Annotated in this window: 26 protein-coding genes; 8 read left to right on the plus strand and 18 right to left on the minus strand. The window is 41.1% G+C overall.

Features of this window, described 5'->3' with window-relative positions; all coding sequences use genetic code 11:
* Positions 1–216 precede the first annotated feature (216 nt).
* Genes rpsQ through rpsJ form a run of 11 tightly spaced genes read right to left on the minus strand, consistent with a single transcriptional unit; the run spans position 217 to position 5,183 of the window.
* Positions 217–474, minus strand: a complete 258-nt coding sequence (rpsQ, locus tag CWB78_RS07630) for a 30S ribosomal protein S17 (RefSeq protein WP_008108356.1) — start codon at positions 472–474, stop codon at positions 217–219.
* Entirely contained in the window at positions 474–665 is a 192-nt protein-coding gene (rpmC, locus tag CWB78_RS07635; RefSeq protein WP_008108355.1) for a 50S ribosomal protein L29, read from the minus strand. The genes rpsQ and rpmC overlap by 1 nt, the downstream gene beginning before the upstream one ends.
* On the minus strand, positions 665–1,078 hold the full coding sequence (gene rplP / locus CWB78_RS07640) for a 50S ribosomal protein L16 (protein ID WP_008108352.1): 414 nt from the start codon (positions 1,076–1,078) through the stop codon (positions 665–667). Before rplP ends, rpmC begins: the two co-directional genes overlap by 1 nt.
* A gap of 12 nt (positions 1,079–1,090) precedes the next feature.
* Complete coding sequence (rpsC, locus tag CWB78_RS07645) at positions 1,091–1,792, minus strand: 30S ribosomal protein S3 (RefSeq protein ID WP_008108350.1); 702 nt, start codon at positions 1,790–1,792, stop codon at positions 1,091–1,093.
* Positions 1,793–1,804: 12 nt separating this feature from the next.
* The gene (gene rplV, locus CWB78_RS07650; RefSeq protein WP_004588690.1) at positions 1,805–2,137 is read right to left on the minus strand and encodes a 50S ribosomal protein L22; all 333 of its coding nucleotides are present in this window, start codon (positions 2,135–2,137) and stop codon (positions 1,805–1,807) included.
* A 13-nt stretch (positions 2,138–2,150) separates the two neighbouring features.
* Entirely contained in the window at positions 2,151–2,429 is a 279-nt protein-coding gene (gene rpsS, locus CWB78_RS07655; protein WP_004588689.1) for a 30S ribosomal protein S19, read from the minus strand.
* 15 nt (positions 2,430–2,444) lie between these two features.
* On the minus strand, positions 2,445–3,269 hold the full coding sequence (rplB, locus tag CWB78_RS07660; RefSeq protein WP_007376192.1) for a 50S ribosomal protein L2: 825 nt from the start codon (positions 3,267–3,269) through the stop codon (positions 2,445–2,447).
* 17 nt (positions 3,270–3,286) lie between these two features.
* Positions 3,287–3,589 (minus strand): 50S ribosomal protein L23, encoded by a 303-nt coding sequence (gene rplW, locus CWB78_RS07665; protein WP_006791359.1) that lies wholly within the window; start codon positions 3,587–3,589, stop codon positions 3,287–3,289.
* Positions 3,586–4,191: a 50S ribosomal protein L4 gene (gene rplD, locus CWB78_RS07670; protein ID WP_008108340.1), complete on the minus strand. Its 606-nt coding sequence runs from the start codon at positions 4,189–4,191 to the stop codon at positions 3,586–3,588. The genes rplW and rplD overlap by 4 nt, the downstream gene beginning before the upstream one ends.
* A gap of 17 nt (positions 4,192–4,208) precedes the next feature.
* Positions 4,209–4,844, minus strand: a complete 636-nt coding sequence (gene rplC / locus CWB78_RS07675; RefSeq protein WP_008108338.1) for a 50S ribosomal protein L3 — start codon at positions 4,842–4,844, stop codon at positions 4,209–4,211.
* 27 nt (positions 4,845–4,871) lie between these two features.
* The gene (rpsJ, locus tag CWB78_RS07680; protein WP_002957900.1) at positions 4,872–5,183 is read right to left on the minus strand and encodes a 30S ribosomal protein S10; all 312 of its coding nucleotides are present in this window, start codon (positions 5,181–5,183) and stop codon (positions 4,872–4,874) included.
* 427 nt (positions 5,184–5,610) lie between these two features.
* Here rpsJ and plsB point away from each other — a divergent pair, with 427 nt between their 5' ends.
* Positions 5,611–8,049 (plus strand): glycerol-3-phosphate 1-O-acyltransferase PlsB, encoded by a 2,439-nt coding sequence (plsB, locus tag CWB78_RS07685; protein ID WP_008468736.1) that lies wholly within the window; start codon positions 5,611–5,613, stop codon positions 8,047–8,049.
* Positions 8,050–8,104: 55 nt separating this feature from the next.
* Here plsB and tesB read toward each other — a convergent pair whose 3' ends face one another.
* On the minus strand, positions 8,105–8,962 hold the full coding sequence (gene tesB / locus CWB78_RS07690; RefSeq protein ID WP_010391943.1) for an acyl-CoA thioesterase II: 858 nt from the start codon (positions 8,960–8,962) through the stop codon (positions 8,105–8,107).
* An 83-nt stretch (positions 8,963–9,045) separates the two neighbouring features.
* Here tesB and CWB78_RS07695 point away from each other — a divergent pair, with 83 nt between their 5' ends.
* The gene (locus CWB78_RS07695) at positions 9,046–9,504 is read left to right on the plus strand and encodes an EVE domain-containing protein (protein WP_010391941.1); all 459 of its coding nucleotides are present in this window, start codon (positions 9,046–9,048) and stop codon (positions 9,502–9,504) included.
* A 123-nt stretch (positions 9,505–9,627) separates the two neighbouring features.
* On the plus strand, positions 9,628–10,659 hold the full coding sequence (locus tag CWB78_RS07700; RefSeq protein WP_010391939.1) for a hypothetical protein: 1,032 nt from the start codon (positions 9,628–9,630) through the stop codon (positions 10,657–10,659).
* A 21-nt stretch (positions 10,660–10,680) separates the two neighbouring features.
* On the opposite strand, the gene CWB78_RS07705 is transcribed toward CWB78_RS07700, so the two are convergent.
* Together CWB78_RS07705 and CWB78_RS07710 are read right to left on the minus strand one after the other, a co-directional pair.
* Positions 10,681–10,872 carry a hypothetical protein gene (locus CWB78_RS07705; protein ID WP_010391937.1) on the minus strand — a complete coding sequence of 64 codons (192 nt, stop codon included), beginning with the start codon at positions 10,870–10,872 and terminating at the stop codon, positions 10,681–10,683.
* Positions 10,872–11,939: a potassium channel family protein gene (locus tag CWB78_RS07710; protein ID WP_010391935.1), complete on the minus strand. Its 1,068-nt coding sequence runs from the start codon at positions 11,937–11,939 to the stop codon at positions 10,872–10,874. Before CWB78_RS07710 ends, CWB78_RS07705 begins: the two co-directional genes overlap by 1 nt.
* Positions 11,940–12,104: 165 nt before the next feature.
* Between CWB78_RS07710 and CWB78_RS07715 the strand changes: the two genes are divergently transcribed.
* Both CWB78_RS07715 and CWB78_RS07720 read left to right on the plus strand, forming a co-directional pair.
* Positions 12,105–13,052, plus strand: a complete 948-nt coding sequence (locus CWB78_RS07715) for a chemotaxis protein CheV (RefSeq protein WP_138594919.1) — start codon at positions 12,105–12,107, stop codon at positions 13,050–13,052.
* A 169-nt stretch (positions 13,053–13,221) separates the two neighbouring features.
* Positions 13,222–14,535, plus strand: coding sequence for a short-chain fatty acid transporter (locus tag CWB78_RS07720; RefSeq protein WP_138594921.1), 1,314 nt, complete (start codon positions 13,222–13,224; stop codon positions 14,533–14,535).
* Positions 14,536–14,636: 101 nt separating this feature from the next.
* Here CWB78_RS07720 and CWB78_RS07725 read toward each other — a convergent pair whose 3' ends face one another.
* Complete coding sequence (locus CWB78_RS07725; RefSeq protein ID WP_010391928.1) at positions 14,637–15,377, minus strand: CPBP family intramembrane glutamic endopeptidase; 741 nt, start codon at positions 15,375–15,377, stop codon at positions 14,637–14,639.
* A gap of 175 nt (positions 15,378–15,552) precedes the next feature.
* Entirely contained in the window at positions 15,553–16,569 is a 1,017-nt protein-coding gene (locus CWB78_RS07730; protein ID WP_109875667.1) for a metalloprotease, read from the minus strand.
* 178 nt (positions 16,570–16,747) lie between these two features.
* On the opposite strand from CWB78_RS07730, the gene CWB78_RS07735 reads away from it, so the two are divergent.
* Positions 16,748–17,962 (plus strand): EAL domain-containing response regulator, encoded by a 1,215-nt coding sequence (locus CWB78_RS07735; protein WP_138594927.1) that lies wholly within the window; start codon positions 16,748–16,750, stop codon positions 17,960–17,962.
* 38 nt (positions 17,963–18,000) lie between these two features.
* On the opposite strand, the gene CWB78_RS07740 is transcribed toward CWB78_RS07735, so the two are convergent.
* Entirely contained in the window at positions 18,001–19,068 is a 1,068-nt protein-coding gene (locus CWB78_RS07740; protein ID WP_138594923.1) for a hemolysin family protein, read from the minus strand.
* An 84-nt stretch (positions 19,069–19,152) separates the two neighbouring features.
* Here CWB78_RS07740 and CWB78_RS07745 point away from each other — a divergent pair, with 84 nt between their 5' ends.
* Entirely contained in the window at positions 19,153–21,645 is a 2,493-nt protein-coding gene (locus CWB78_RS07745) for an alpha/beta hydrolase family protein (protein ID WP_138594925.1), read from the plus strand.
* A 165-nt stretch (positions 21,646–21,810) separates the two neighbouring features.
* Positions 21,811–22,515, plus strand: coding sequence for a response regulator transcription factor (locus CWB78_RS07750; RefSeq protein ID WP_008108280.1), 705 nt, complete (start codon positions 21,811–21,813; stop codon positions 22,513–22,515).
* 4 nt (positions 22,516–22,519) lie between these two features.
* Here the strand turns inward: CWB78_RS07750 and CWB78_RS07755 are convergent, their stop codons facing one another.
* Positions 22,520–24,031 carry a YifB family Mg chelatase-like AAA ATPase gene (locus tag CWB78_RS07755; protein WP_008108279.1) on the minus strand — a complete coding sequence of 504 codons (1,512 nt, stop codon included), beginning with the start codon at positions 24,029–24,031 and terminating at the stop codon, positions 22,520–22,522.
* Positions 24,032–24,308 lie beyond the last annotated feature (277 nt).

Raw genomic sequence — 24,308 nt, forward strand, 5'->3', positions numbered from 1 at the left:
GGCTTCGGGCTTCGGGCTTTGCAGAAAAGCATAAGCCTTTGCATTTGCAAAGGCTTTTTTATTTAGATTACTTCTTTACCCTCGGGTTTAGAACTAAGTTACGGCTAGTAAGCTCACTGCGAGCGTCGACTTAAAATTTAAACTTATCGCTTTTTTAAACGCAAAAAAAACCCCAGCAAAAGCTGGGGTTTCTTATAAAACAGACTTAATTAAAAATTAAGCTTGTTTTGGACGTTCAACAACATCTACCAAAGTCCAAGATTTGTTCTTAGAGATTGGAGCGCATTCACGGATAGTGACAGTGTCACCCGCTTTTGCAGTGTTATTTTCGTCATGTACGTGTAACTTAGTCGTACGTTTGATGAATTTCCCATAGATTGGGTGCTTCACGTAACGTGCGATAGCAACAGTGAAAGATTTTTCCATCTTGTCGCTGATTACACGGCCTTGAAGAGTACGAATTTTATCGCTCATTATTGACCTGCCTTCTGGTTAATAATTGTTTTTACACGCGCGATATCGCGACGTACTGTTCTTAGCGTGTGTGTCTGAGCTAGCTGACCAGTGCTTGCTTGCATGCGCAGGTTAAACTGCTCACGAAGAAGACCTAGAAGTTCAGCATTAAGCTCTTCTACGCTTTTATCTTTTAGTTCGTTTGCTTTCATCACATTACCGTCCGAGTTACGAAAGTTGTTTTGAATGGCAGCTTACGAGCAGCAAGGTTAAACGCTTCACGAGCAAGCTCTTCTGAAACACCTTCCATTTCGTAAAGTACTTTACCAGGCTGAATTTCAGCAACCCAATATTCAACAGAACCTTTACCTTTACCCATACGAACTTCAAGAGGCTTTTCTGTGATCGGCTTGTCAGGGAAGACACGGATCCAGATTTTACCTTGACGTTTCACGTGACGTGTCATAGCACGACGAGCTGCTTCGATTTGACGAGCAGTCATGCGGCCACGACCAGTAGCTTTCAAACCGAAAGTACCGAAGCTTACTTTGTTACCGTTTTGCGCTAGACCACGGTTGCGGCCTTTATGCATTTTACGGAATTTTGTACGTTTTGGCTGTAACATTACTCGCTACCTCTACTTAGCACTTTTTTTGGCTTTCTTTGGTGCGCGTTTAGCTGGCTTCTCTTGCTCTTGTACTAGTGGTAAACCACCAATAACTTCGCCTTTGAAGATCCAAACTTTAACACCAATGATACCGTAAGTGGTTAAGGCTTCAGAAGTTGCGTAGTCGATATCAGCACGAAGAGTATGTAGAGGTACACGACCTTCACGATACCATTCTGAACGTGCGATTTCTGCGCCGCCAAGACGACCGCTAACTTCAACTTTAATCCCTTTAGAACCGATGCGCATTGCATTTTGTACCGAACGCTTCATAGCGCGACGGAACATAACACGACGCTCTAGCTGAGAGGCAATGCCGTCTGCTACTAGTTGTGCATCTAGTTCTGGTTTACGTACTTCAGAAATATTAATCTGAGCAGGTACACCAGCGATTTTAGTTACCGCTTGACGTAATTTTTCTACGTCTTCGCCTTTTTTACCGATAACAACACCCGGACGAGCCGTGTGAATAGTTACTCGGATAGATTTTGCTGGACGCTCAATAACGATTTTAGACACAGAAGCCGCTTTCAATTCCTTAGTAAGGAATGTACGTACTTTGTGATCGCCAAAAAGCTGTGCAGAGAAATCTTTTGAATTCGCGTACCAGGTAGAAACCCAAGGTTTAGATATACCTAGGCGAATACCAGTAGGATGAACTTTTTGTCCCATTACTTATATCTCCTAGCTATCTGAAACCACAACAGTGATGTGGCTTGTACGCTTAAGGATGCGGTCTGCGCGTCCTTTAGCACGTGGCATAATACGTTTCATTGTTGGACCATCGTCCACAAAGATCGTTGTTACACGTAGCTCATCAATGTCAGCACCTTCGTTATGCTCTGCGTTAGCAATAGCAGACTCAAGTACTTTCTTAACTAATACAGCCGCTTTTTTCGGGCTGTACGCCAGGATTTCTAGTGCGCGATCGACAGGTAACCCGCGGATCTGATCTGCAACTAGACGTGCTTTTTGCGCCGAACCAGAGGCGAATTTATGTTTAGCTAATGCTTGCATTTATCTTCCCCTCTTAACGTTTCTTCGCTTTCTTATCCGCAGCATGGCCACGGTAAGTGCGAGTTGGTGCAAATTCACCTAGTTTGTGACCGATCATTTCGTCAGAAACGAAAACTGGTACATGCTGGCGACCATTATGGACAGCAATGGTCAATCCGATCATGTTAGGTATGATCATTGAACGACGGCTCCAAGTTTTAATTGGCTTCTTTTCACCGCTTTCCAAAGCTTTCTCTACCTTCTTCAGCAAGTGTAGGTCTATAAAAGGACCCTTCTTGAGAGAGCGTGGCATGGCTATTCCTCAATATTACTTAGTACGACGACGTACTATAAATTTATCCGTACGCTTGTTCTTACGCGTCTTAGCACCTTTAGTCGGTTTACCCCATGGAGACACAGGATGACGACCACCAGATGTACGACCTTCACCACCACCGTGTGGGTGATCAACCGGGTTCATGGCAACACCACGAACTGTCGGACGAATACCACGCCAGCGATTTGCACCTGCTTTACCAAGTGAACGAAGCATATGCTCAGCATTGCCTACTTCACCTAGCGTAGCACGACAATCAGATTCAACTTTACGAACTTCGCCTGAACGAAGACGTAATGTTACATATTGACCATCACGAGCAAGGATTTGAACGTATGCACCAGCAGAACGTGCGATTTGAGCACCTTTACCTGGTTTTAATTCTACGTTGTGAACAGTCGAACCTACAGGCATATTACGCATTGGTAATGCATTACCAGGTTTGATTGGTGCATCAACACCAGACTGGATTGCATCGCCAGCTTTTAAGCCTTTAGGTGCGATAATGTAACGACGCTCACCGTCTGCATATAATACAAGAGCGATGTTTGCGCTACGATTTGGATCATATTCTAAACGCTCAACAGTGGCTGGAATGCCATCTTTAGTACGTTTAAAATCGATTAAACGGTAATGCTGCTTATGACCACCACCGATATGACGAACCGTAATACGACCATTGTTATTACGACCACCTGATTTAGAGTTTTTCTCTAATAGTGGTGCGTAAGGTTTACCCTTATGTAAATCTGGGTTAACCACTTTAACTAGGTGACGACGACCCGCAGAAGTTGGCTTACACTTTTGAAGTGCCATAATTCTAACTCCCCTTATTACTCGGCGCCGCCGACAAAGTCCAGCTCGCTACCTTCTTTAAGAGTAACGTAAGCTTTCTTCCAGTCGCTACGACGACCGAAACGCATGCCAGTACGTTTTGTTTTACCCTTAACGTTAAGTGTGCGAACACCAGTTACTTCTACTTCAAAAAGCTTCTCAACTGCCGCTTTAATTTCAGCTTTAGTTGCATCATTTACTACTTTGAAAACAATTGTGTTGTTTTCTTCAGCAGCAATTGTGCTTTTTTCAGAGATGTGTGGAGCAAGGATCACTTTTAAAAGACGTTCTTCACGGATCATGCTAGCGCCTCCTCAAGTTGCTTAACAGCAGCAGCTGTAATTAGTACCTTATCGAAAGCAATTAAGCTTACAGGATCGATACCAGCTACATCACGTGTGTCAACCTTGTACAGGTTACGTGCCGATAAGAAAAGATTTTCATCTACTTCTTCAGTCACGATAAGAACATCTTTAAGCTCAAGTTCTTTAAGCTTAGCAACTAGTTCTTTAGTTTTTGGTGCTTCAAGACCAAAACTTTCAACAACGATTAAACGCTCTTGACGAACTAATTCAGATAAGATGCTTTTGATCGCACCGCGGTACATTTTACGGTTTACTTTTTGGCTGTGGTCTTGTGGTTTAGCTGCGAAGCTAACGCCACCTGAACGCCAAATTGGACTACGGATTGTACCAGCACGTGCACGGCCAGTACCTTTTTGAGCCCATGGTTTTTTACCACCACCGCTTACTTCAGAACGTGTCTTCTGAGCACGAGTACCTTGACGAGCACCTGCTGCGTATGCAACAACTACTTGGTGTACTAATGCTTCGTTAAACTCACGTCCAAAAGTAGCTTCAGAAACTTCAAGAGCGCCAGAAGCGTCTTTAATTGCTAATTCCATCACTAAATCTCCAGGACTTATGCTTTAACAGCTGGTTTAACGATAACGTCACCGCCGATAGCGCCAGGTACTGCACCTTTAACTAAAAGCAGGTTACGCTCAGCGTCAACGCGAACTAGTTCAAGGTTCTGAGTTGTTACTTGCTCATTACCCATTTGACCGGCCATTTTCTTACCTTTAAACACCTTACCAGGTGATTGGTTTTGACCGATTGAACCAGGAGCACGGTGAGATAGAGAGTTACCATGTGTAGCGTCTTGCATGCTGAAATTCCAGCGCTTAACACCACCTTGGAAACCTTTACCTTTAGAAGTACCGGTTACGTCAACTTTGTTGATTTCGTTGAATAATTCAACAGTAAGCTCAGCGCCTACTTCAAAATCGCCTTCACCACCATTTAGGCGGAATTCCCACAGACCGCGACCCGCTTCAACACCAGCTTTAGCGAAGTGACCCGCTGTTGCTTTGTTTACACGGCTTGCTTTTTTAGTGCCTGCGGTTACTTGAAGCGCGTTATAACCGTCTGTTGCGTCAGATTTGATCTGAGCAATGCGGTTAGGAGTCGCTTCAATAACTGTCACAGGGATAGATACACCATCTTCAGTGAAGATACGTGTCATACCCACTTTACGACCGACTAGACCTAATGCCATTTTCCTAAAACCTCTCTAATCTTCCGATTAACCCAGGCTGATTTGAACATCAACACCAGCAGCAAGGTCTAAACGCATAAGTGCGTCTACAGTCTTGTCAGTTGGTTCTACGATGTCGATCAGACGTTTATGGGTGCGGATCTCGTACTGATCACGCGCGTCTTTGTTAACGTGCGGTGATGTAAGTACAGTAAAACGTTCAAAGCGTGTAGGTAGTGGAATTGGACCACGTACTTGTGCGCCAGTGCGTTTCGCAGTTTCCACGATTTCCGCCGTTGATTGGTCAATCAAACGGTGGTCAAAAGCTTTTAGGCGAATACGAATGCGTTGATTTGACATTCTTAAACCTCAATATAAAGAGCATTTAAAGAGCATAAAAAAACGACCGAAACAATCTTAATAATTAAGATGCCGGTTGTTTGATTATATCTACGTTGAGTTCCAAATCGGAACTCCTGTTTATTAGCTTGAAATCCAAGCTTAATTTATTCTTTCTTGTTCCCGAGAGAATTTTGAAAGCCTGCGTATTATAATGATACTGGCGATAAATGCAACAACTATTTAGACATTATTACTTTGATATTGTCGTTTAAAAAATAGCTAAGTTTATTAATAGTGAACGCAATGGAAGTGATGATGTCTTTATAATGTCATAGCTTGTCGATTAATCTGCAGGGGATTTTTTAGATATTATGTTATCCTATGCGCTAATTTTGCTGTTATATACCCATATTGGTTTGGGTAACTACTCTCTTATGGTGAGTCAATGCGTATTTTAAATTATGGTTTAAATCTTATCTCTGGTGGTATTAGCCGCTTGTTTGTTAAAAGCAAAGTACTGCCTGAAAAACCTTTAGAGCAATTTGAGTTAAACCCTAAAAACCCGACATTTTATATAGTGCGTTTAAATTCACGCTTTGATTTAGCGGCACTGGCACGTGTTTGTAAACGAAATGGTTTACCAGACCCAACAGAGCAGCAAGTATTAGGTGACGAGGCGTTAGATCGCTTTATCGGCATTAAAAACCCTCCCCCGCTATTTGGTGATAAAGAAAAACCTACCAATGCATTAGCGCAAGGCAAACACATTGTTGAGCATTTATTAAATAGTGGCCAAAAAAATGTCCAGGTTGTGCCTGTGACTATTTTATGGGGCAGAGCGCCGGGTAAAGAAAAGCCAGGATTAAGCACTTTACTTTCGCACTCACTTACGCCCAGCTGGTTTAGAAAAATCTTTGTGGTACTTTTTTCAGGAAGAGATAACTTTATTCGATTTAGCCAGCCACTCGACCTATCTTTATTGGTCAATGAAAAAGCCGACGTTAATGAACTTCCTCATAAGCTGTTGCGTGTAGCTCGAGTTCACTTTAAGCGTCAAAAGCTGGCTGCTACAGGGCCTAAAATACCATCTCGTGATCAGCTATTTAGCTCACTGCTGGCATCACCAACAATAAAAAAAGCAATTCAAACCGAGGCCACTGAAAAAAACATCAGCCAAGCCCAAGCGCGACAAAACGCCTTGAAATTGCTGGATGAAATTGCCGCTAATTATAGTGATGCCACCATCCGCGTTGCGGATCGTATATTAACGTGGCTTTGGAATAAGCTTTATAATGGCATTGATATAAAGTACACCGAGCAAATTCATGACCTAACCAATAAAGGCCATGAAATAATCTACATGCCTTGTCATCGAAGTCATATGGATTACTTACTGCTAACCTACTCTATTTATCATCAAGGCCTTGTACCACCGCATATTGCAGCTGGGATCAACCTCAACTTTTTCCCTGCAGGTGGCATATTCCGCCGCAGTGGTGCATTTTTTATTCGTCGCTCATTTGCTGGTAACAAACTCTACTCAGCGGTATTTAAAGAGTACTTGAGCCAGTTATTTATAAAAGGTTATTCGGTTAAGTTTTATACCGAAGGTGGCCGCAGCAGAACCGGACGTTTACTACCCCCAAAAACCGGCATGCTCGCCATGACATTACAAGCAATGCTGCGCGGTATTGATCGCCCAGTATCTATTGTGCCTGTATACATAGGCTACGAACACGTAATGGAAATAAACACCTACTTAAAAGAGCTCGCGGGTAATGATAAAAAGGGCGAGTCGATATTAGGTATTTTTAAAGCGATTAAAAACTTAAAAAACTATGGTCGTGGTTATTTAAATTTTGGTGACCCTATTTCTATTAACCAATACCTAAATGACAACCAGCCAGACTGGCGCGAGTCAATTCATGCTACCGACGTGCAAAAGCCACAATGGTTAGGGCCGCAGGTGGCTAATCTTGCTGATCAGGTTATGGTTAAAATTAACAATGCAGCCGCACTTAACTCAGTTAACTTACTGGCGATGATTCTGCTAGTAAACGATAAGCAAGCATTGAGTAAACCTAAATTGCTAGCTCAGCTTGAGTTTTATTTGCGATTACAACGTGAAGCTAGCTACAGCAATAAAATAACCGCACCCGATGAAACGCCAGAGCAACTGCTAGAACACGCCTTAAAGTTGAATAAGTTTGATGTGATCAGTGATGAGTTTGGTGAAATTATTGCGATAAACGATAAAGAAAAAACCTTATTTAACTATTACCGTAATAACATTTTGCATATTTTTGCAGTGCCGAGTTTAGTTGCCCTGCATTTATTCAAGCAGCATCAAAGTACCGTTACTCGCTGCCATCAATTGGTAAAATCTTTTTATCCGTTATTCGCCAAAGAGTGGTATTTACAAGAGCTTGATGAAAGCTATGTAACCCGCATTTTAACTAACTTTAGCGATCAAGGCTTAATTGAGCTTGATGGTGATAACATTAAAGTGACTCAAAATAACGATAGCTTTGCCAAACTCGAAATGCTTGGTCGTGCATTAAGCTTTACTCTGCAACGTTATGCGATTGTGATTGGCTTTATTCAAACCAGCCAAGGTATTGCAAAAGCAGAACTGGAACGTGAAAGCTATGTGTTGGCACAGCGTTTGGGTACGTTACATGGTATTAAAACGCCGGAGTTTTTTGATAAGAAGGTACTTAGTAGTTTTATTTCCAATCTTCGCGAACAAAAGCTTATTAGTGAATCTGATACAGGCTTACAAGGAAGCCAAGAGCTGTGCGAGACCTACAAGCAACTGCAAACACTCTTGCCAGCACGTATTTGGCAATCAATTACTGACATTGTTCACGCTCAATGTCAGTAACATACTCTTATTATCCACTGTATTGAATTAACTCAATATAGTGGATTTTAAAGAGTTAGCGCTGGCGCATTACCCCTTCTTGAATCGTCGAGGCAACTAAATTTCCTTGGCGGTCAAAAAACTGCCCACGTACCAGCCCTCGTCCCGAACTCGCACTTGGGCTATCAATGGTATATAACATCCAATCATCCATTCTAAATGGACGATGAAACCACATAGCATGATCTATGGTCGCTACTTGCATATTCGGCTGCATAAACGATACACCATGTGGCTGCAGCGCGGTTGGTAAAAACTCAAAGTCAGACGCATACGCCAATAAGTAATTATGAATACGTTGATCGTCCGGCATATCGCCATTGGCTTTAAACCAAATATGTTTTACCGGTTCTAGGGCTTCAGGTTTAAAGGGGTTATGAAAGTTCACCGGGCGCATTTCAATCGGCATTTCACGAATAAACTTATTACGGATTGCTTCAGGAATATGCTGTGCATTTTCTTGATAAAACTCTAACGAAGAACGCAGTTCTTCAGGAGCTGGAACATCAGGCATGGTTGCCTGATGCGATAACCCTTGCTCTTCACCTTGAAACGACGCTGTCATGTAAAAAATAGGTTTACCGTACTGAATCGCACTGACACGTCGAGTGCTAAAACTTTTACCATCACGTATAGTTTCTACATCGTACACAATCGGTTTTGCAGCGTCGCCTGGACGTAAAAAATAAGAATGTAAGGAATGAACAATACGCCCCGCAGGCAGTGTTTCTTTAGCTGCTGAAAGCGCTTGCCCCATAACTTGACCGCCAAACACCGCTCTAAAACCTAAATCTTGGCTTTGTCCTCGATATAAACCTTGCTCAATTTCTTCAAGTGACAACAGCGACAATAAATCATCTAATACTTGGCTCATTATTTCTTCCTCAATCCCCTAATTTATAAATGATACTATACAATAGTTAAAAAATACTAACTCACTGATTGAGGAAATTTAATATGGCATTTTGGCTTTTTAAAACCGAACCCGACGCCTTTTCAATTGATGACTTAAAGCAAGCGCCAGAGCAAACAACGCTATGGGAAGGTGTACGCAACTACCAAGCGCGTAACTTTATTCGCGATGATGTAAAGCAGGGCGACTTAGTGATGATTTATCATTCTAGCTGCAAACAGGTTGGCGTTGCAGGACTTGGTGTGGTTACTAAGGCTGCTTACCCTGATCCAACGCAATTTGATTTAAGTAGCGACTATTACGATGCTAAGGCAACCACTGAAAACCCTCGCTGGTTTGTGGTAGAAATAACCTATCAGGCGCATTTGAGTAGTTTAGTCAGCCTGCAAGCGATCAAAGCAAATACAGCTATAACTGATATAGCACTTAAAAAAGGCGGGCGTTTATCGGTCATGCCAGTGACCGAAAATGATTGGCATGAAATTTTAAATATGGCGAAATAAGCCACTAAAATAACTACATTTTCTTCATTAAAATAGTACTCCACCAGCGCAGCATGTCACCGCTCGATTTTCTTATGGGGCCAAATTTGTTATGATCTGCGGCTTGCGTTTACTGGAGGAAAAATGAAATTACTGTATTGGTTAGATGAATGGTTAACTCTCAGCGATGATGAGAGGCAAGCAAAACTACCAACCTCTGGTGGAGATTTACTCGGTGATGTGTATGTAAAATATCACTTTGTTGACCTCACTAAACCCCTACTTTTTACTTTTTCTCCTGCGGGCACCGATATACAAGAACGCGATCTAAATGAAGACTTTGCCCCTTGGGGCTATCATTTAGCGCAAAAGCAAGATGTTAATATTATTGCGTTTCAGCATTTGGGTAAAAGCAATTGGTTTCGTAACCGCAATTTAATCTTTTTTATTGAGCAGCTATCAACTTTACTCTCTCCTTTTAAAACTAAGTTAGGCTATGGGCTCAGTCGTGGCGGCTTTGCTGTGGGTGCATTTGCTAAGTTACTCAAGCTCGATAAAGTACTGCTTTTCCATCCTGTTAGCACCAAAAACAAACTTATCGCCCCTTGGGATGACCGCTCAAGTACTGAAATTGCTCAGCAATATGACTGGCAAGGTGACTACCATGACTTAGACTTAGGGGATGCCAAGGGTTACATTATTTACGACCCAACCAATCGTATTGACCGCCAACATGCTAAACGCTATAAACAGCTCACTCACTTACGCGTGTTTGGTATGGGTCACGGCACTCACGCCACCTATTTAAATAAGTTTGGCTTTTATAAACAAGTAGCGGTTGATTTTATTCGTGATCAGCAAATCGACATCGCGCAATTTAGGCTGCAAACAAAAACACTGCGTTTAAAAGAGGATTATTATAAAAAACTTAATAAAGCCAACGCTAAATCGGCACATCGCCAAGCGTTATTAAGTACGGCTCACACTATTTTAATCGACGAAAAAGCAGCGCACGTTAAAGAGCATCAAGCGAAAATTGATATTCAACCTTTAATAGAGGTAGCTATTAAGCATCAAGACGAAAGCCCAAATGATGCCATTAAGCTATTAGAAGTTGCTCAACAACTCGTGCCTGACGACCCACTTGTTGAGCATAAACTGAGACAATTAGAATAAGTAACAAAAGGTACTCATTCTTTACTTTTTCTTGGCGTGCCCTTGCTTGGGCACAATCGAAAAGTAAAGAATCAGCGCTATCCACGAAAAGAAGATAGCGCCAACTAGCCAGCCATTTTTTTCATGGCCTTGGCTACGCTTACTGTTAAGAATTATCATGATAGGAAAAATGTAAGCGCATAAAACAATAATTAAAAAAGCAACTTCAGTCATTATTTTTCCAAGCTAAGCCAATCAACTTCACCACTTAACACCCGCTCTTGCGCGATGTAATGCAGAATATCACCCGCATTTACTGCATAATCTAGAGGTGGATTTAAATCCATATTCTTTGCACTTAAATTATGAGCTACACCTAACAATATTGCATCATGATCGTACTTAAAATGATGAAATAATTTACCAAATTCCATGGTTTTTATATCACTGGGTATTTGTAGGCTAAATTGCGTATCACCATGCAAAGTAGATAACAACTCTTCTTGAACTCGACTTGAGCCTGGATCTTGCATTGAACGCACCAAAATCTCTGCTGACTTAGTGCTACTACACTCTACATTGTGGCAATGCTCTAATAACATTTCCACTTTCGTTTCATCAAAAAAGTGTGCGCTAATGTGACAATCTTCTTTGACTAAACGGCTAATACGCAGTGCGGTAGTAAATGTTTGGTCGTCATCTTGGCCATCAATAATCACTTTATCGGCATGGCGAATGGCAACGCGTTCTAATTCATCCAAATCGGTAAAACTAGTCAAACGAGCAAAATCAACATTCTCATTACTTAAAAATGGATGCTCTATTTGTTCAGTAACCGCCAATAAAATACGGCGGTCTGTACGTTTAGTATCAGCCAAAATATAGTCGATCATTTTTTTTGTTCGAGCATTATGCCAACCAAAAATAATAATGTGATTACTACTGTGAGCAAAGTTTTTATCACCAGTCATAGCGCGCCTAATTAAGTAAGTTACTGTTTGCCCTGTTTTACCTAACAAGACACCAAATAAAGCCAAACCAAAGGGTATTTGTATTAATGCGACAATCCAACGGCCCAAGTCAGATGATGGACTTAAGTCTCCATACCCTACCGTTGAAGTGGTTACCGTGTAGTAGTAAAAAAAGGTCCCTGGCGAAAGTAGTGCTTGCTCATTAGCCATAAATAATAAGCACCAAGTAAGTAGCATGTGTAAAGACGTTGCTATTACAACAGACTGCCAACTAACCTGATCAATGTGACTGCGCAACAGCACAACAATACGTTTAAAAATATGATGCATAATTTTTTGTTAATCGATTGATTATTTGAATCATTTGGTAACACGATACTGCACATCATAACACTTAAGCAACGTTTTACTGTAATCGAAATATTCACGGTTCGTTATGAATAAAAATAAGAGTAAACTATAGTTATTAAGTTATGAGGAAAGAATGGATCTATTATGTCAGGTGTTTTAGCGTCAGTTGATCAACGTACTCAGCTTGTAGGTGAGAATCGTTTAGAATTGCTACTTTTTTATTTACATAGTCGCCATTTATTCGCACTCAATGTATTTAAAATTAAAGAAGTGGTGAAGCTTCCCCGTTTAAGCAAAATACCGCACTCTCACCCTAAGGTGACGGGTGTTGCCAATATACGAGGTGAATCTATTCCTGTGATTGATTTACGCCAAGCCATTTCTATGTCGCACAAAGAGCATGGTGAAGATTGTAATTTAGTAGTGACTGAATATAACCGTACCACCCAAGGTTTTTTAATTGGTAAAGTTGATCAAATCATGAACATGACCTGGTCTGATATTATGCCACCACCCAGCTCAGTGGGTAAAAATCATTACATTACTGCACTTACTAAAGTACAGCGCGACGACGTGGAGCACTTGGTAGAAATTATAGATGTAGAAAAAGTACTGGCTGAAATAGTTGAGTACGAGGTTAATATTTCAGATGGGGTGTTAGACCAAACTATAGTTAACGAATTCTCTGGGCGAAAAATACTACATGCTGATGACTCGCCAACAGCACGCAAGCAAGTTAGCGATACGCTATCGCAGCTTGGTATCGAAATCGTTCCTGCCAGTAATGGCTTGGAAGCACTCAATATGCTTAAAAGTTGGGCCGATGAAGACCGCGATGTTGAAAAAGAATTACTTATGGTGATTACTGATGCCGAAATGCCTTCAATGGATGGTTATCGATTAACCTATGAAATACGTAACGACAACCGCTTAAAAAACTTACATGTGGTACTTAATACCTCACTAAGTGGCAGCTTTAACCAAGCCATGGTGGAAAAGGTCGGCTGTGATGCATTTTTATCAAAATTTCAGCCTGACTTACTGGTGCAAGAAGTACAAAATCGTTTAAAACATGTGTTAGGCAACGCTTAATTATAAAACTAGCAAATATCTGCCAGGGTAAATATTTGCTAGTAACATTCTCCTCATCAGCAACCTTTAAAAAATCTGCCTTACTGAGTGGTTATTCAAAGCGGTGTTTGCTAATCCTAAGATTTCATGATTAATTAGCAAATAAGTTTTCACTAACTCGTTATTAATTATGCTCAATAAAGTTGCCAGCCCGTTTACTAAGCTCGTCGAGCGCTACTTACCCGACCCATATATATTTGTCATTATGCTCACTATTATTACCTTGGGTATTGCGAATTTAGCGACTCCTGCAACTACACTTGAGGTAATCACATCATGGGGTAGCGGGTTTTGGAACTTACTAAGCTTTGCCATGCAAATGCTGTTGGTGCTAGTAACAGGCTACATGCTCGCCAGTACCTCGTTAATAAGTAAGTTATTAACAAAATTAGCAACGCTTGCTAATACGGCTCCAAAAGCCATTATTTTAGTGACATTTATTTCGCTGTTAGCAAGCTGGCTTAATTGGGGATTTGGCTTAGTAATTGGGGCTTTATTTGCTAAAGCAATTGCCAAACAAACTCGAGTAGATTATCGGCTATTAGTAGCAAGTGCTTACTCAGGTTTTGTAGTATGGCACGGCGGATTGGCAGGTTCCGTACCACTAACCATTGCCAGCGAAGGGCATTTTTCACAGGCAACAATGGGGATTATTGGCACCGAGCAAACCTTGTTCGCAGGTTTTAACATTGCGATTCTGATTGGCTTATTTATTATTATGCCGTTAGTTAACCGTTATATGCTACCGAGTGAAAAAGACAGTGTTTATATTGACCCATCACTGCTTAAGAACACTTTAGCCGATAAAGTAACAATAACACGCCCTGCGCAACATTTAGAGCAAAGCAAACTGCTTGGCATGGGCATTAGCTTACTCGGACTTGCCTACTTAGGTTATTACTTTTTTATCGCAGGTGGCGGCTTAAATCTCAACAGCGTGATAGCGCTTTTCTTATTTTTAGCTATCACACTGCATCAGACCCCCCACAATTTACTAAATAGCCTACAACAAGCGATTCCAAGTGGCGCGGGAATTGTAATTCAGTTCCCTTTTTATGCCGGTATTATGGCGGTTATGGTCGATACAGGGTTAGCACAACAAATATCGCAGGGCTTTATTGCCATCGCTGATGCCGATAGCTTGCCATTTTACAGTTTTATTAGTGCGGGGTTAGTTAATATGTTTGTGCCCTCAGGTGGTGGACAATGGGCAGTACAAGCGCCTATTGTTATCCCTGCAGCACAAGAGCTTGGTGCAGATATGGCAAGGGTTGCTATGGCTGTAGCATGGGGAGATGCTTGGACTAATCTAATTCAACCTTTTTGGGCACTGCCCGTATTGGCTATAGCGGGCCTAAAAGCTAAAGATATTATGGGTTTTTGCGTGGTACAGCTTATTATTACTGGGGTGTTTATATCGTTGGTATTGAGCTTTTATCCGTGAGTATTTTGGTTATAAATAGGCGCGATTTTATATCGCGCTTGCTAGCTGCAAACCAAAAGAACTAAGTAAGAAAGTAAAGTTAACTGATAAGTCATTTAACCTCACCAAATAATCTCACCTAGTGCTAATAAATTACAGATCATGTGAGCGATAATGCAATACCACAAGTTACCCGATAGATGACGAATTAATCCCATCAAACAAGAAAACACAAACAGAGAAATAAAAATTTCAACTTGATCATACTGCCCATGTAACAATGTAAACACGATACTTGGGATAATAATTGCGCCAATAGCTCCCAAGGCTGTTTTTTTCAGCCTGTAGAATGCAACTCCTCGAAAAACTACTTCCTCAAATATAGGCCCAATAAATACTGCTGCTAAAAACAGCATAATTTTAGCTAAAAGCGAGTTTGTTTGTGCTTCAACTTCTAACATAAAACCTGGCAAGGCGACTTCCATAAAGCCAAAAAGCCATTGTTCCAGTAAAACGTAAGCCGCTGTTAATAGCACTGTAATGATTAAAGGAAAAAGAGCCACCTTCTCTATTGCTAAACGCCCAATAACTTCGCTTTTATTTTGCGCATCAAGAGTAGACTTTAAAAATGGCAGCGTAAGTACAGCAGTGAGGAAGGTAGATATAAAAACTAAGCCGGGATTCGAATCTAGTTGCTCTAAATGAGTAATGTCATTTAATAATAATGCCCCACCACCCGATAAAAAAATAATCAAGTATGAAGCCATTGGGAGCGCCAGTGAAAAAAAGGCCAACCAATAAAGCGTGTACAATAAAGATTCCACTGTACTTTGGTTTACTTGTTGTTTTATCGCATCATCCATAATTTTATCAGCTCACGGCTTCTTGTTATTTTTCATTCTGAGGGATAGTAACATACCAATTCCCCCATTAAGAAACAAACCAAAACTAACATCTTGCTATCGCCATACAAACCTTAAAAAATACCGTGCAAAAAATAGCATGGTGAGCAAAATTTGATCTGCCATACTGTTTTTTTTAGCTCGATAAAATTGTCATCGGTAGGCTAAGTATTGGATTTTCAGAATCTGCAAAATGCATCATCACTGCTACATGGCCTACAACTACCAGCGCATACATTACTGCTGAAAAGCCTTGTCCATATTTATCTAATGGCAGTAAATGTGAGTAATGCCGGCCGCGCCATTCAAACACAATTTCTAGCGCCCCAACAAATAAAAAGAACACTAATAACATTAAACCAAAGGTGTAACTTAGCCATAAACCAAATAGCACACCTAGTAAGCACACACTTAAACCAACCCAAGAGCGCATTGAAAAGCTAATGCTTTTTAGTACATGCCCGCCATCAAGCGGTAAAATAGGCAGTAAATTGAATAAATTAAGCAGTGCACTAAGCACCGCAACACCTGCAAATATTTCCATTTCCGTAGCGTAATAAAGCACTACACCAAGTACAGAAGTAAACAAACCAAAGGCAGGCCCCATTAGTGATATAACCACATCTTGCCAGCGCGTAGTTATTTTATCGTCGCTAACGGCTAACCCGCCTACAAAAGGAATTAAATAAATGCCTTTGGTTTTAATGCCAAAATACTTCATAGCTCGTACGTGGCCATATTCGTGTACCACCAGGCAAGCAATCAGCATTAACGCAAATTCAATGGTAAACAGCCACGCATAACCCGCTACCGATGCACTGGCAAGCGCCACTTTAACAACTTTAGCACTTTTAAATAATTTAAAGCCAAGCGCCGCGAGCCCTAAAAACCCTTTTTTAGGTTCGCCTTGTGCTGCTGCAGGTAAAGCTAACTGAGTTGCAAACTGATTATTTACATATAGCGCCAAGCTTTGCTGGCTTACTTCGCTGCTATCAATACCAATTAACTGCTCATCAAGCATAAACTCGACATAATTTTCACGTGGGTTTTCAAATGCAATCGCTTGCTGATCATGAAATATTTTTACAACTTGCTGCTCTGCTATCATCAGCGTAAACGGTTGCTCTGCCAGAGAGAGTTCGACTTTTATCATTATTCTAACCATTATAAATTATGCCGCTAGTATACCTTTCCACCAAAAAAACACGAGTGAGCTAGCATCATTTTATTAGCAACAATTTAAGGTAAAAATGCCTGAAATACTGACAAAAACAATTCAAGCGACTATTTTTAGTATTACAGGAAGTAAGCTACAACTACCAAGGACACCAATGCGAACTCAATTGCCAAACATACTCGTTGTTGATGACTCAAAAGCCATTTTAATTGTTATGAAAGCGATTTTTAATGAGCTCGAAATGCCAGAAGTCACCACTTGCTTAAGCGCAGTTACAGCATTAGAGAAAGTAAAGCCTGATATAAACTTTTATGACGCCATATTTACTGATCTGAATATGCCAGAAATGGATGGTATGGAGTTAATTCGTAATTTAGGTGAAATAGGCTATTGCGGTGCGATTGTTATTATTTCTGAAATGGACCCTAAAATAATCAGCCTAGCAGCTGACCTAGCCAAGCAGCACAACGTGCATTTAATTGGTAACCTTACCAAGCCTGTGCAATTAAATCAGGTAAATACGTTACTTGCCAAAATAGCGCAGTTAAACAGCCACACACTTGTAAAAGAGCGCCCAATTACTAAAGCTAAGCTGATTAACGCATTAAAAAATAATGAAATAACACCGTATTACCAACCTAAAATAAATATAAACAATAACCAAATACAAAGTGTTGAAGTATTGGCTCGCATTGTTTCAAATAAAAACGAACGCGTTATTTTACCAAGCCGCTTTATAAGCCTTGCAGAGCAATGTGACTTAATCAATGACATTACTTTTACGCTGTTTGAAAAAGCCTGCAGTGACTTAAAACAGCTGAAAGAGCAATTGGGAGAAAGCTTAAAGTTGTCATTTAATATGTCGCCATGCCAGTTAAATGATTTGAACTGTCCTAATAAGTTATTACTGCTATTACAAAAGCACGGCGTGCTTCCCAGTGATGTGGTTGTTGAAATAACCGAACAACATGCCCTTTCAAGCTACACTCAGTTAGAAACCTTAAATAGATTCAGAATATTTGGTTTTGGTATTTCGCTGGATGACTTTGGTACTGGCTTTACTAATATTAATCAACTGAAACAACTTCCTTTCACTGAAGTTAAAATAGACCGCTCTTTTATAAGCCATATTGAAACCGATAAGTTTTCGCAAGTGGTGGTCAGCTCATTAATTAATATAACTAACCAAGAGCAGCTACAACTTGTTGCTGAGGGTGTTGAGCGCCCAGAAGAACTTGCCTACCTAAAGCACTATCAAACAGACTTAACTATACAAGGATTTTTGTTTAGCTGCCCAAAAGCAAAAGCTGAATTTATCTCATGGGCACAGCACTGGATAAAAACAGCCACTAAAACAAATAATAACTAGGGCCTGCTGACCTTTGTCTGTTGATATTTACAGACCTCCTAACGAGGTTCGTTATCGTCGGCGCTGACGATATGTTCACTATCAGCTAAACGTTTATGCCAACGTTGTTTAGCCACGGCACGCATGTTGGTAGATTGATCTCGCTCATCAACAATTTCTAAACCCATTAACGCTTCGATCATATCTTCTAGGGTTACAATGCCTTGTACATCACCGTATTCATCAATCACTAAACAAATATGGGTTCGCTTGGTGAGTAATGTTTGTAATAACGACGACACGTTTTGCGTACTCGGTACGGTATAAATAGGCTTAACCAGTTTACTAATTTTGTAGTCTGTACCTAAGCGGTGGTATGCCAACATGATATCGTTTTTATGAACAAACCCTATGATATCGTCAGCATCTTTGTCGTAAATTAGCACGCGAGAGAATGAGGAAGAGCCATGTTCACTTAAGTACTGATTTACAGTAAGGTCTTTATGAATTTTAAAAATAACCGTACGCGGAGTCATTAAATCGGTTAGTTTTGCATGTCTAAAGTGCAGTAAGTTGCGGATAATCTCTGATTCATCAGCATGAAGTGCCCCTGACTCACTGCCAATATCGGCCATCGCTTCTATTTCTTGGCGAATATAATAGGCCTCATTATGCTTTTGCCCCATCAAATTGGTTAGCTTTTGTGCAGCCCATACAAACGGCTTAAGTACTAACACCAAAATACGTAAACCATAAGTCACACTCGGTGTTAAAGCACGCCAATAATTGGCACCCAAGGTTTTTGGAATAATCTCAGATAACACCAGTACCAATAAAGTCATAATTGCAGATGCAATCCCCACTGCAGCATCTGAGAATACAACGGCGGCTTGTGCACCTACCCCTGCGGCACCAGCAGTATGGGCAACTGTATTAAGCGTTAAAATAGCCGCTAATGGCTGATCAATATTACTTTTTAGCTTTTCAAGCTGCTTCGCCAGCACTGGACGCTCTTTGCGCAGCAATGCAACATAACTAGGCGAAATGCTTAATAGCACCGCCTCCATTATTGAACACAAAAACGAAATCACAATCGCTGTAACCATGTAAATGATTAATAGTGTCACTTTTTTTCCTCTATATTGGATATATGAGCATCATAACAATACATGCTATATTTGGCCAAATACCCAATAATAATAGGCATAACAATGAATTTAAGCGCACCTTGGCATCGTTACGCAAAACGTTTTACTTACTTAGCAACCCTACTAACATTAAGTAGTCTGAGTTTAACGACCTTAGCCGCCCCACTCGATCAATCAAAAATCCAATTTATTGGTCCGCTTGCAGAAGATATGCAAGCTAAGCCATTTCAAACACCCCATAGCGATGTGATTATAAATAATCTAATTGCACAACTTAAATTAAATACAGAAAGCTTTGTTGTATTTGGTAAAAAACACAAGTGGCAACCACTTGATAAAATTAACGCGCTTACTTTAGGCGGTTTACAAGCACTTAAATTTAATTTGGAAACTAACCGATTTACACAAGGTTCCTTAAACATTAAAGGAATAGAGCAAGGTCAGGTTTTTATCAATGGTGAGAAGCAAACTGGTGAAAACCAACGCTATCAGCTTGCTTTAAATAACGGCTCACATACCGTGCTCGTCATCGCTCAACAGGTTGCTAATTGGAATGATGTTAGCTTAGAGTTTGTGCCAAAAGCAGAAACTGACGTCGTGACCCTAACGACAAATAAAACCAAGCGCTTATCGGCTAAGCAATTGTTTGACGCCCCCACGATTAGTGCCCTCTCTTTGTCGCCTGATGCCAAACATTACTTAAGTACAACCAAGCACTATAGTGATAAAACCGGCAACGACGCCATTACCACAACCGAGCTTAAAAATACTAATAACCAAACGGTATACCGATTTGAAGCAGCCCAGCCAAGTCAGTTCATTTGGAGCCCTAATAACCAATTTTTAGTTTATTTACTAAACGGTGAATTAAAGCAACTAAACCGTAAAAACTTAACAATTAAAACTTTAGCTTCTGGCCTTGAAGGCGCAAGTAATTTCAACTTTTATAACGACAGCAGTATTATATTTAGTTGGTCAAAATCGCCAGAAGAAAATAACAGCCTAACCAAGCACCATAAAGGTCTTCAAGATCGTTGGTCATATGCCCGTACGGTTAGCCAATTATATTTACTCGATACCAACAGTGGTTTAACCAAAGCCCTAACTGAAGGCGTATTGAGCCATCAACTTGAAGATGCTAACAGCAACCGTGGAAAACTATTAATAAGTCGTCCAGTAATGGCGATGCAAGCTTCAACTCATCCAGAGACTGAGTTGGTTGAACTTACATTAAAATCCAACAGCATAAAATCATTAGGTAAGTTTAAAACCTTTAATCAAGCTAAATATGCCGCAAACAATATTTATGTTGTTGCAGGCCCTGATTTTAAGAATGGTGCAGGCAGAACATTACCAAAGAACATGCTGGCTAATAATTACGATGGCCAGCTGTACTTACTAACTGATAATGCCAAAAAAGTAACGGCGTTAAGCAAACAGTTTGACCCTGCAATTGGCACATTAGAAGTACTAAGCAATGGTGATGCGCTAATCAAAGTGACAGAAAAAGATACCCAACCACTGTATTTATTTGACCTGAGTAAACAGCGCTTTAAAAAGTTAAATACAGGTTTTGATATTGTGCAGCAATTTAGCTTTTCAAATACGCGCAATGCCCAGTTATTAATTAGTGGCAGCAATGCGTCGAGCGCTCAACAACTCAAGCGCTTAGACGTAAGTAAAAACAAGGTAGAGCTCATTTGGGATTCAAACCCGATTGCATATGCCAATACGACTATTCCTGCGCTTGAAGAATTTAACTTTACCAATAAGCGTGGCGTAGAAATCTCTGGCCGTGTTTATCTGCCAAGCAATTTTGATAAAGCCAAGAAGTACCCTGCTCTTGTTTATTATTATGGTGGCACCTCACCAGTAACACGCCGGTTTACGGGCCGCTACCCTTTTAACTTATGGGCAGCAAACGGGTATGTGGTTTATGTTGTTCAACCAACCGGCGCAACGGGTTTTGGGCAAACTTTTTCAGCACAACATGTAAATGCTTGGGGCGACTATACCGCCGATGACATTATGCAAGGTACAGAGGCATTTTTAGCTAAATATGATTTTGTAGACAGTAGTAAAGTAGGTAATCTTGGTGCATCTTATGGTGGCTTTATGACTATGCTGCTTGCCACCAAAACCGATATGTTTAGCGCATCTATTGCGCATGCCGGTATTTCAAACTTAACGTCATACTGGGGTGAAGGATGGTGGGGTTATTTATACTCAGGCGAAGCCTCAAAAAATAGCTTTCCGTGGAATAATCCTCAACTTTACAGCCAGCATAGCCCTGTATTTCATGCCGATAAAGTAAATACACCATTACTGCTTATTCATGGTGACAGTGATACCAATGTGCCTGTGGGCGAAAGCTTAACTATGTACACAGCCCTAAAACTGCTTAATAAAGACGTTGAAATGATAGAGTACAAAGGGGCTGATCACCAAATATTTGCGCGCGATAAGCGATTTAATTGGTGGAACACCATGTTGGCTTACTTTGACAAAAAGTTAAAAAATGAACCACAATGGTGGGATTCAATGTATAAAGATTAGTAACCATAATGCGCACTTTGTCGCTCAAGTGAAAAGTGCGCATTACAAAAGTAATGTTATTAGACCAATTCGTAATATAATGTTACCGAAAAACAACGTTCTCTGTGTTATACAGGCCATCAATGATGCTAATATACAAAGCTGAAACTAAAAAAATAACAGACTATGGCAATTAATGTTTTATTGGTTGAAGATGACGAATTACTCGTAAAGCGCATCCAAAATCATTTTATAAATACCGAGTTTTCTATTGACGTTGACCCCACCGGGGCCGATGCGTTAAATGTTGTTAAAAGCCGCGTAAGTCAGCGCAATACTATTTCCTTGGCAATAATTGATATTGTGCTACCAAAACGCGACGGTTTACAACTTGCCAAAGAGCTAAATACGCTCACCGATATTGGCGTTATCTTATTATCGAGTCGTGACTCACAAGCCGATCGAATTGCAGGCCTTGCTCAAGGTGCCGATGACTATATTTGCAAGCCGGTAGATTTACTTGAGCTTGAACTAAGAATGCGCGCCCTATACAAACGAGTTGCCAATAATCACAGCGACGATGACAGTGAAGAGTTTATTGAATACGCCGATTTTAAGCTTCATCCAGATAATCGCACCCTTATTACAGCCAGTGGGATTGAATCACGACTGACTGAAGCAGAACACAAAGTGCTTATTTGTTTGATTGGTAATGCTGGTAAAGCGACTTCCCGTGAAAAAATATCAGAAGAAATTGGCCAGCCCGATTGGAGCCCCAACGATCGCACAGTAGACGTGTTAGTGGGTCGTTTACGTAAAAAGCTGAACGATGAGAAAGATCAAAAACGTATTGTCACTGTTCGCGGTAAAGGCTATATGCTTTCAATTTAAAGCCTTAGTGTTGGGTTAACTGCGATAATAAACGCTCAAATGCCCGATAATTAAGCGCTTCTTTAAGCTCATTTAAACTGATTTGTGGCGCACCTTTTAAATCACTAATAGTTCGCGCCACTTTGATTACTCTATGATAAGAGCGCGGCGATAGCGCCAGCTTTTCACTGGCTCTGGCTAAAAACTGCAGCTCTGCAGGTGGTAACTCACAGTGCAAGTTCATCTCTTTGTTATTTAACCGCGCATTTACTTTACCTTGGCGTTTAAGCTGAACTGCATAAGCTGCTTCTACTCGTGCCCTCACCTCAGCACTTGTTTCTTCTGTAGTTGTACTTTGTAGCTCCACGCTGCTCAACCTTGGTAGTTCAATTTGCAAATCAATTCTGTCAATAAACGGCCCCGATACTCGCGATAAATAGCGCATTACCTGATCGGGTGTCGCCCGTTTATCATGATGACACCCAGTTGGACTAGGGTTAAGTGCTGCAATAAGCTGAAACTGCGCTGGAAATTCCATTTGTCTGGCCGCGCGCGAAATCGTCACTGTTCCGGTTTCCATTGGCTCGCGTAGCGAGTCTAGCACTTTACGCTCAAATTCAGGGAGCTCATCTAAAAACAACACACCATTATGCGCTAACGATATTTCACCGGGTTTAGGGTTAGACGAGCCACCCACCAGCGCTACTGCAGAACAAGTGTGGTGCGGGTTACGAAACGGTCGCTGACGCCAATTGGTTAAATCAATTGAGTGGCCAATAATTGAATATAAAGCAGCAGTATCAATGGCTTCATCATCAGACATGGTTGGCATTATGGTGGCCATTCGTTGTGCAAGCATTGATTTTCCGGTTCCTGGTGGACCTAAAAACAATAAGTTATGCCCACCAGCAGCGGCAATTTCTAATACACGCTTTGCACCAGGCTGGCCCTTTACATCGCTTAAATCGAGTAAAAAATCTGGCGCTTGGGTGCAATCAGGGTAGGCAATATTGAGTGGTAAAGGTTGTTGATTGAGTAAGTCTCCCCACACCTCTTGTATAGAACTGACGGCTTTTCGCTTTACACCACTGACAAGGCTGGCCAAACTGTCATTTTCAAGAGGCAGAAAACAACAACGATTTTGCTCTTTGGCACCAAGCACTGAAGGCAAAATGGCATTTACCGCCCGTATTTCACCATTAAGTGCAAGCTCACCGTAAAATTCATACTTATGAATATCAGGGCAGACTATTTGACCCGATGCGACCAAAATACCTACCGCAATCGCAAGGTCAAATCGCCCTCCATCCTTAGGAAGATCGGCAGGTGCTAAATTAACGGTAATACGCTGATCGGGAAATCCAAATTGCGAGTTTTCTAGAGCACTACGTACTCTATCCTTGGCCTCTTTAACCGACGCCTCAGGTAAGCCGACGATATGAAAGGCGGGTAAACCATTCCCTAAATGTACTTCAACCATCACCTCGGGGGCGTTTATCCCCACCTGCGCGCGAGAAAATATACGGGCTAACGACATTCCTTATCCTAGGGTCTGCTGACCTTTCAAGGTTAAATTTGCAGCAGTCTGTTTGGTATTTAGGCAAGGCAGAGCCTATGTCGTGTGGTTACTCCCCATAAATAGGCGATAACGTAGTATTAATGCCAAACAGGCGCTGCCCGAAGGGTTCTGCCTAGGAGCGATTTACTCTTTGTTGCTCGGTTTTCACTTAGTCCACTAGGTTACAAACCTCGCGCCGCGATTAAATCGCCCCTAGTTTGAACAAACTTTAATCCGCAAAGGTCAACAGGCCCTA

The organism is Pseudoalteromonas sp. S1612 (genome assembly GCF_005887175.1).
GTDB classification, from domain to species: domain Bacteria; phylum Pseudomonadota; class Gammaproteobacteria; order Enterobacterales; family Alteromonadaceae; genus Pseudoalteromonas; species Pseudoalteromonas undina.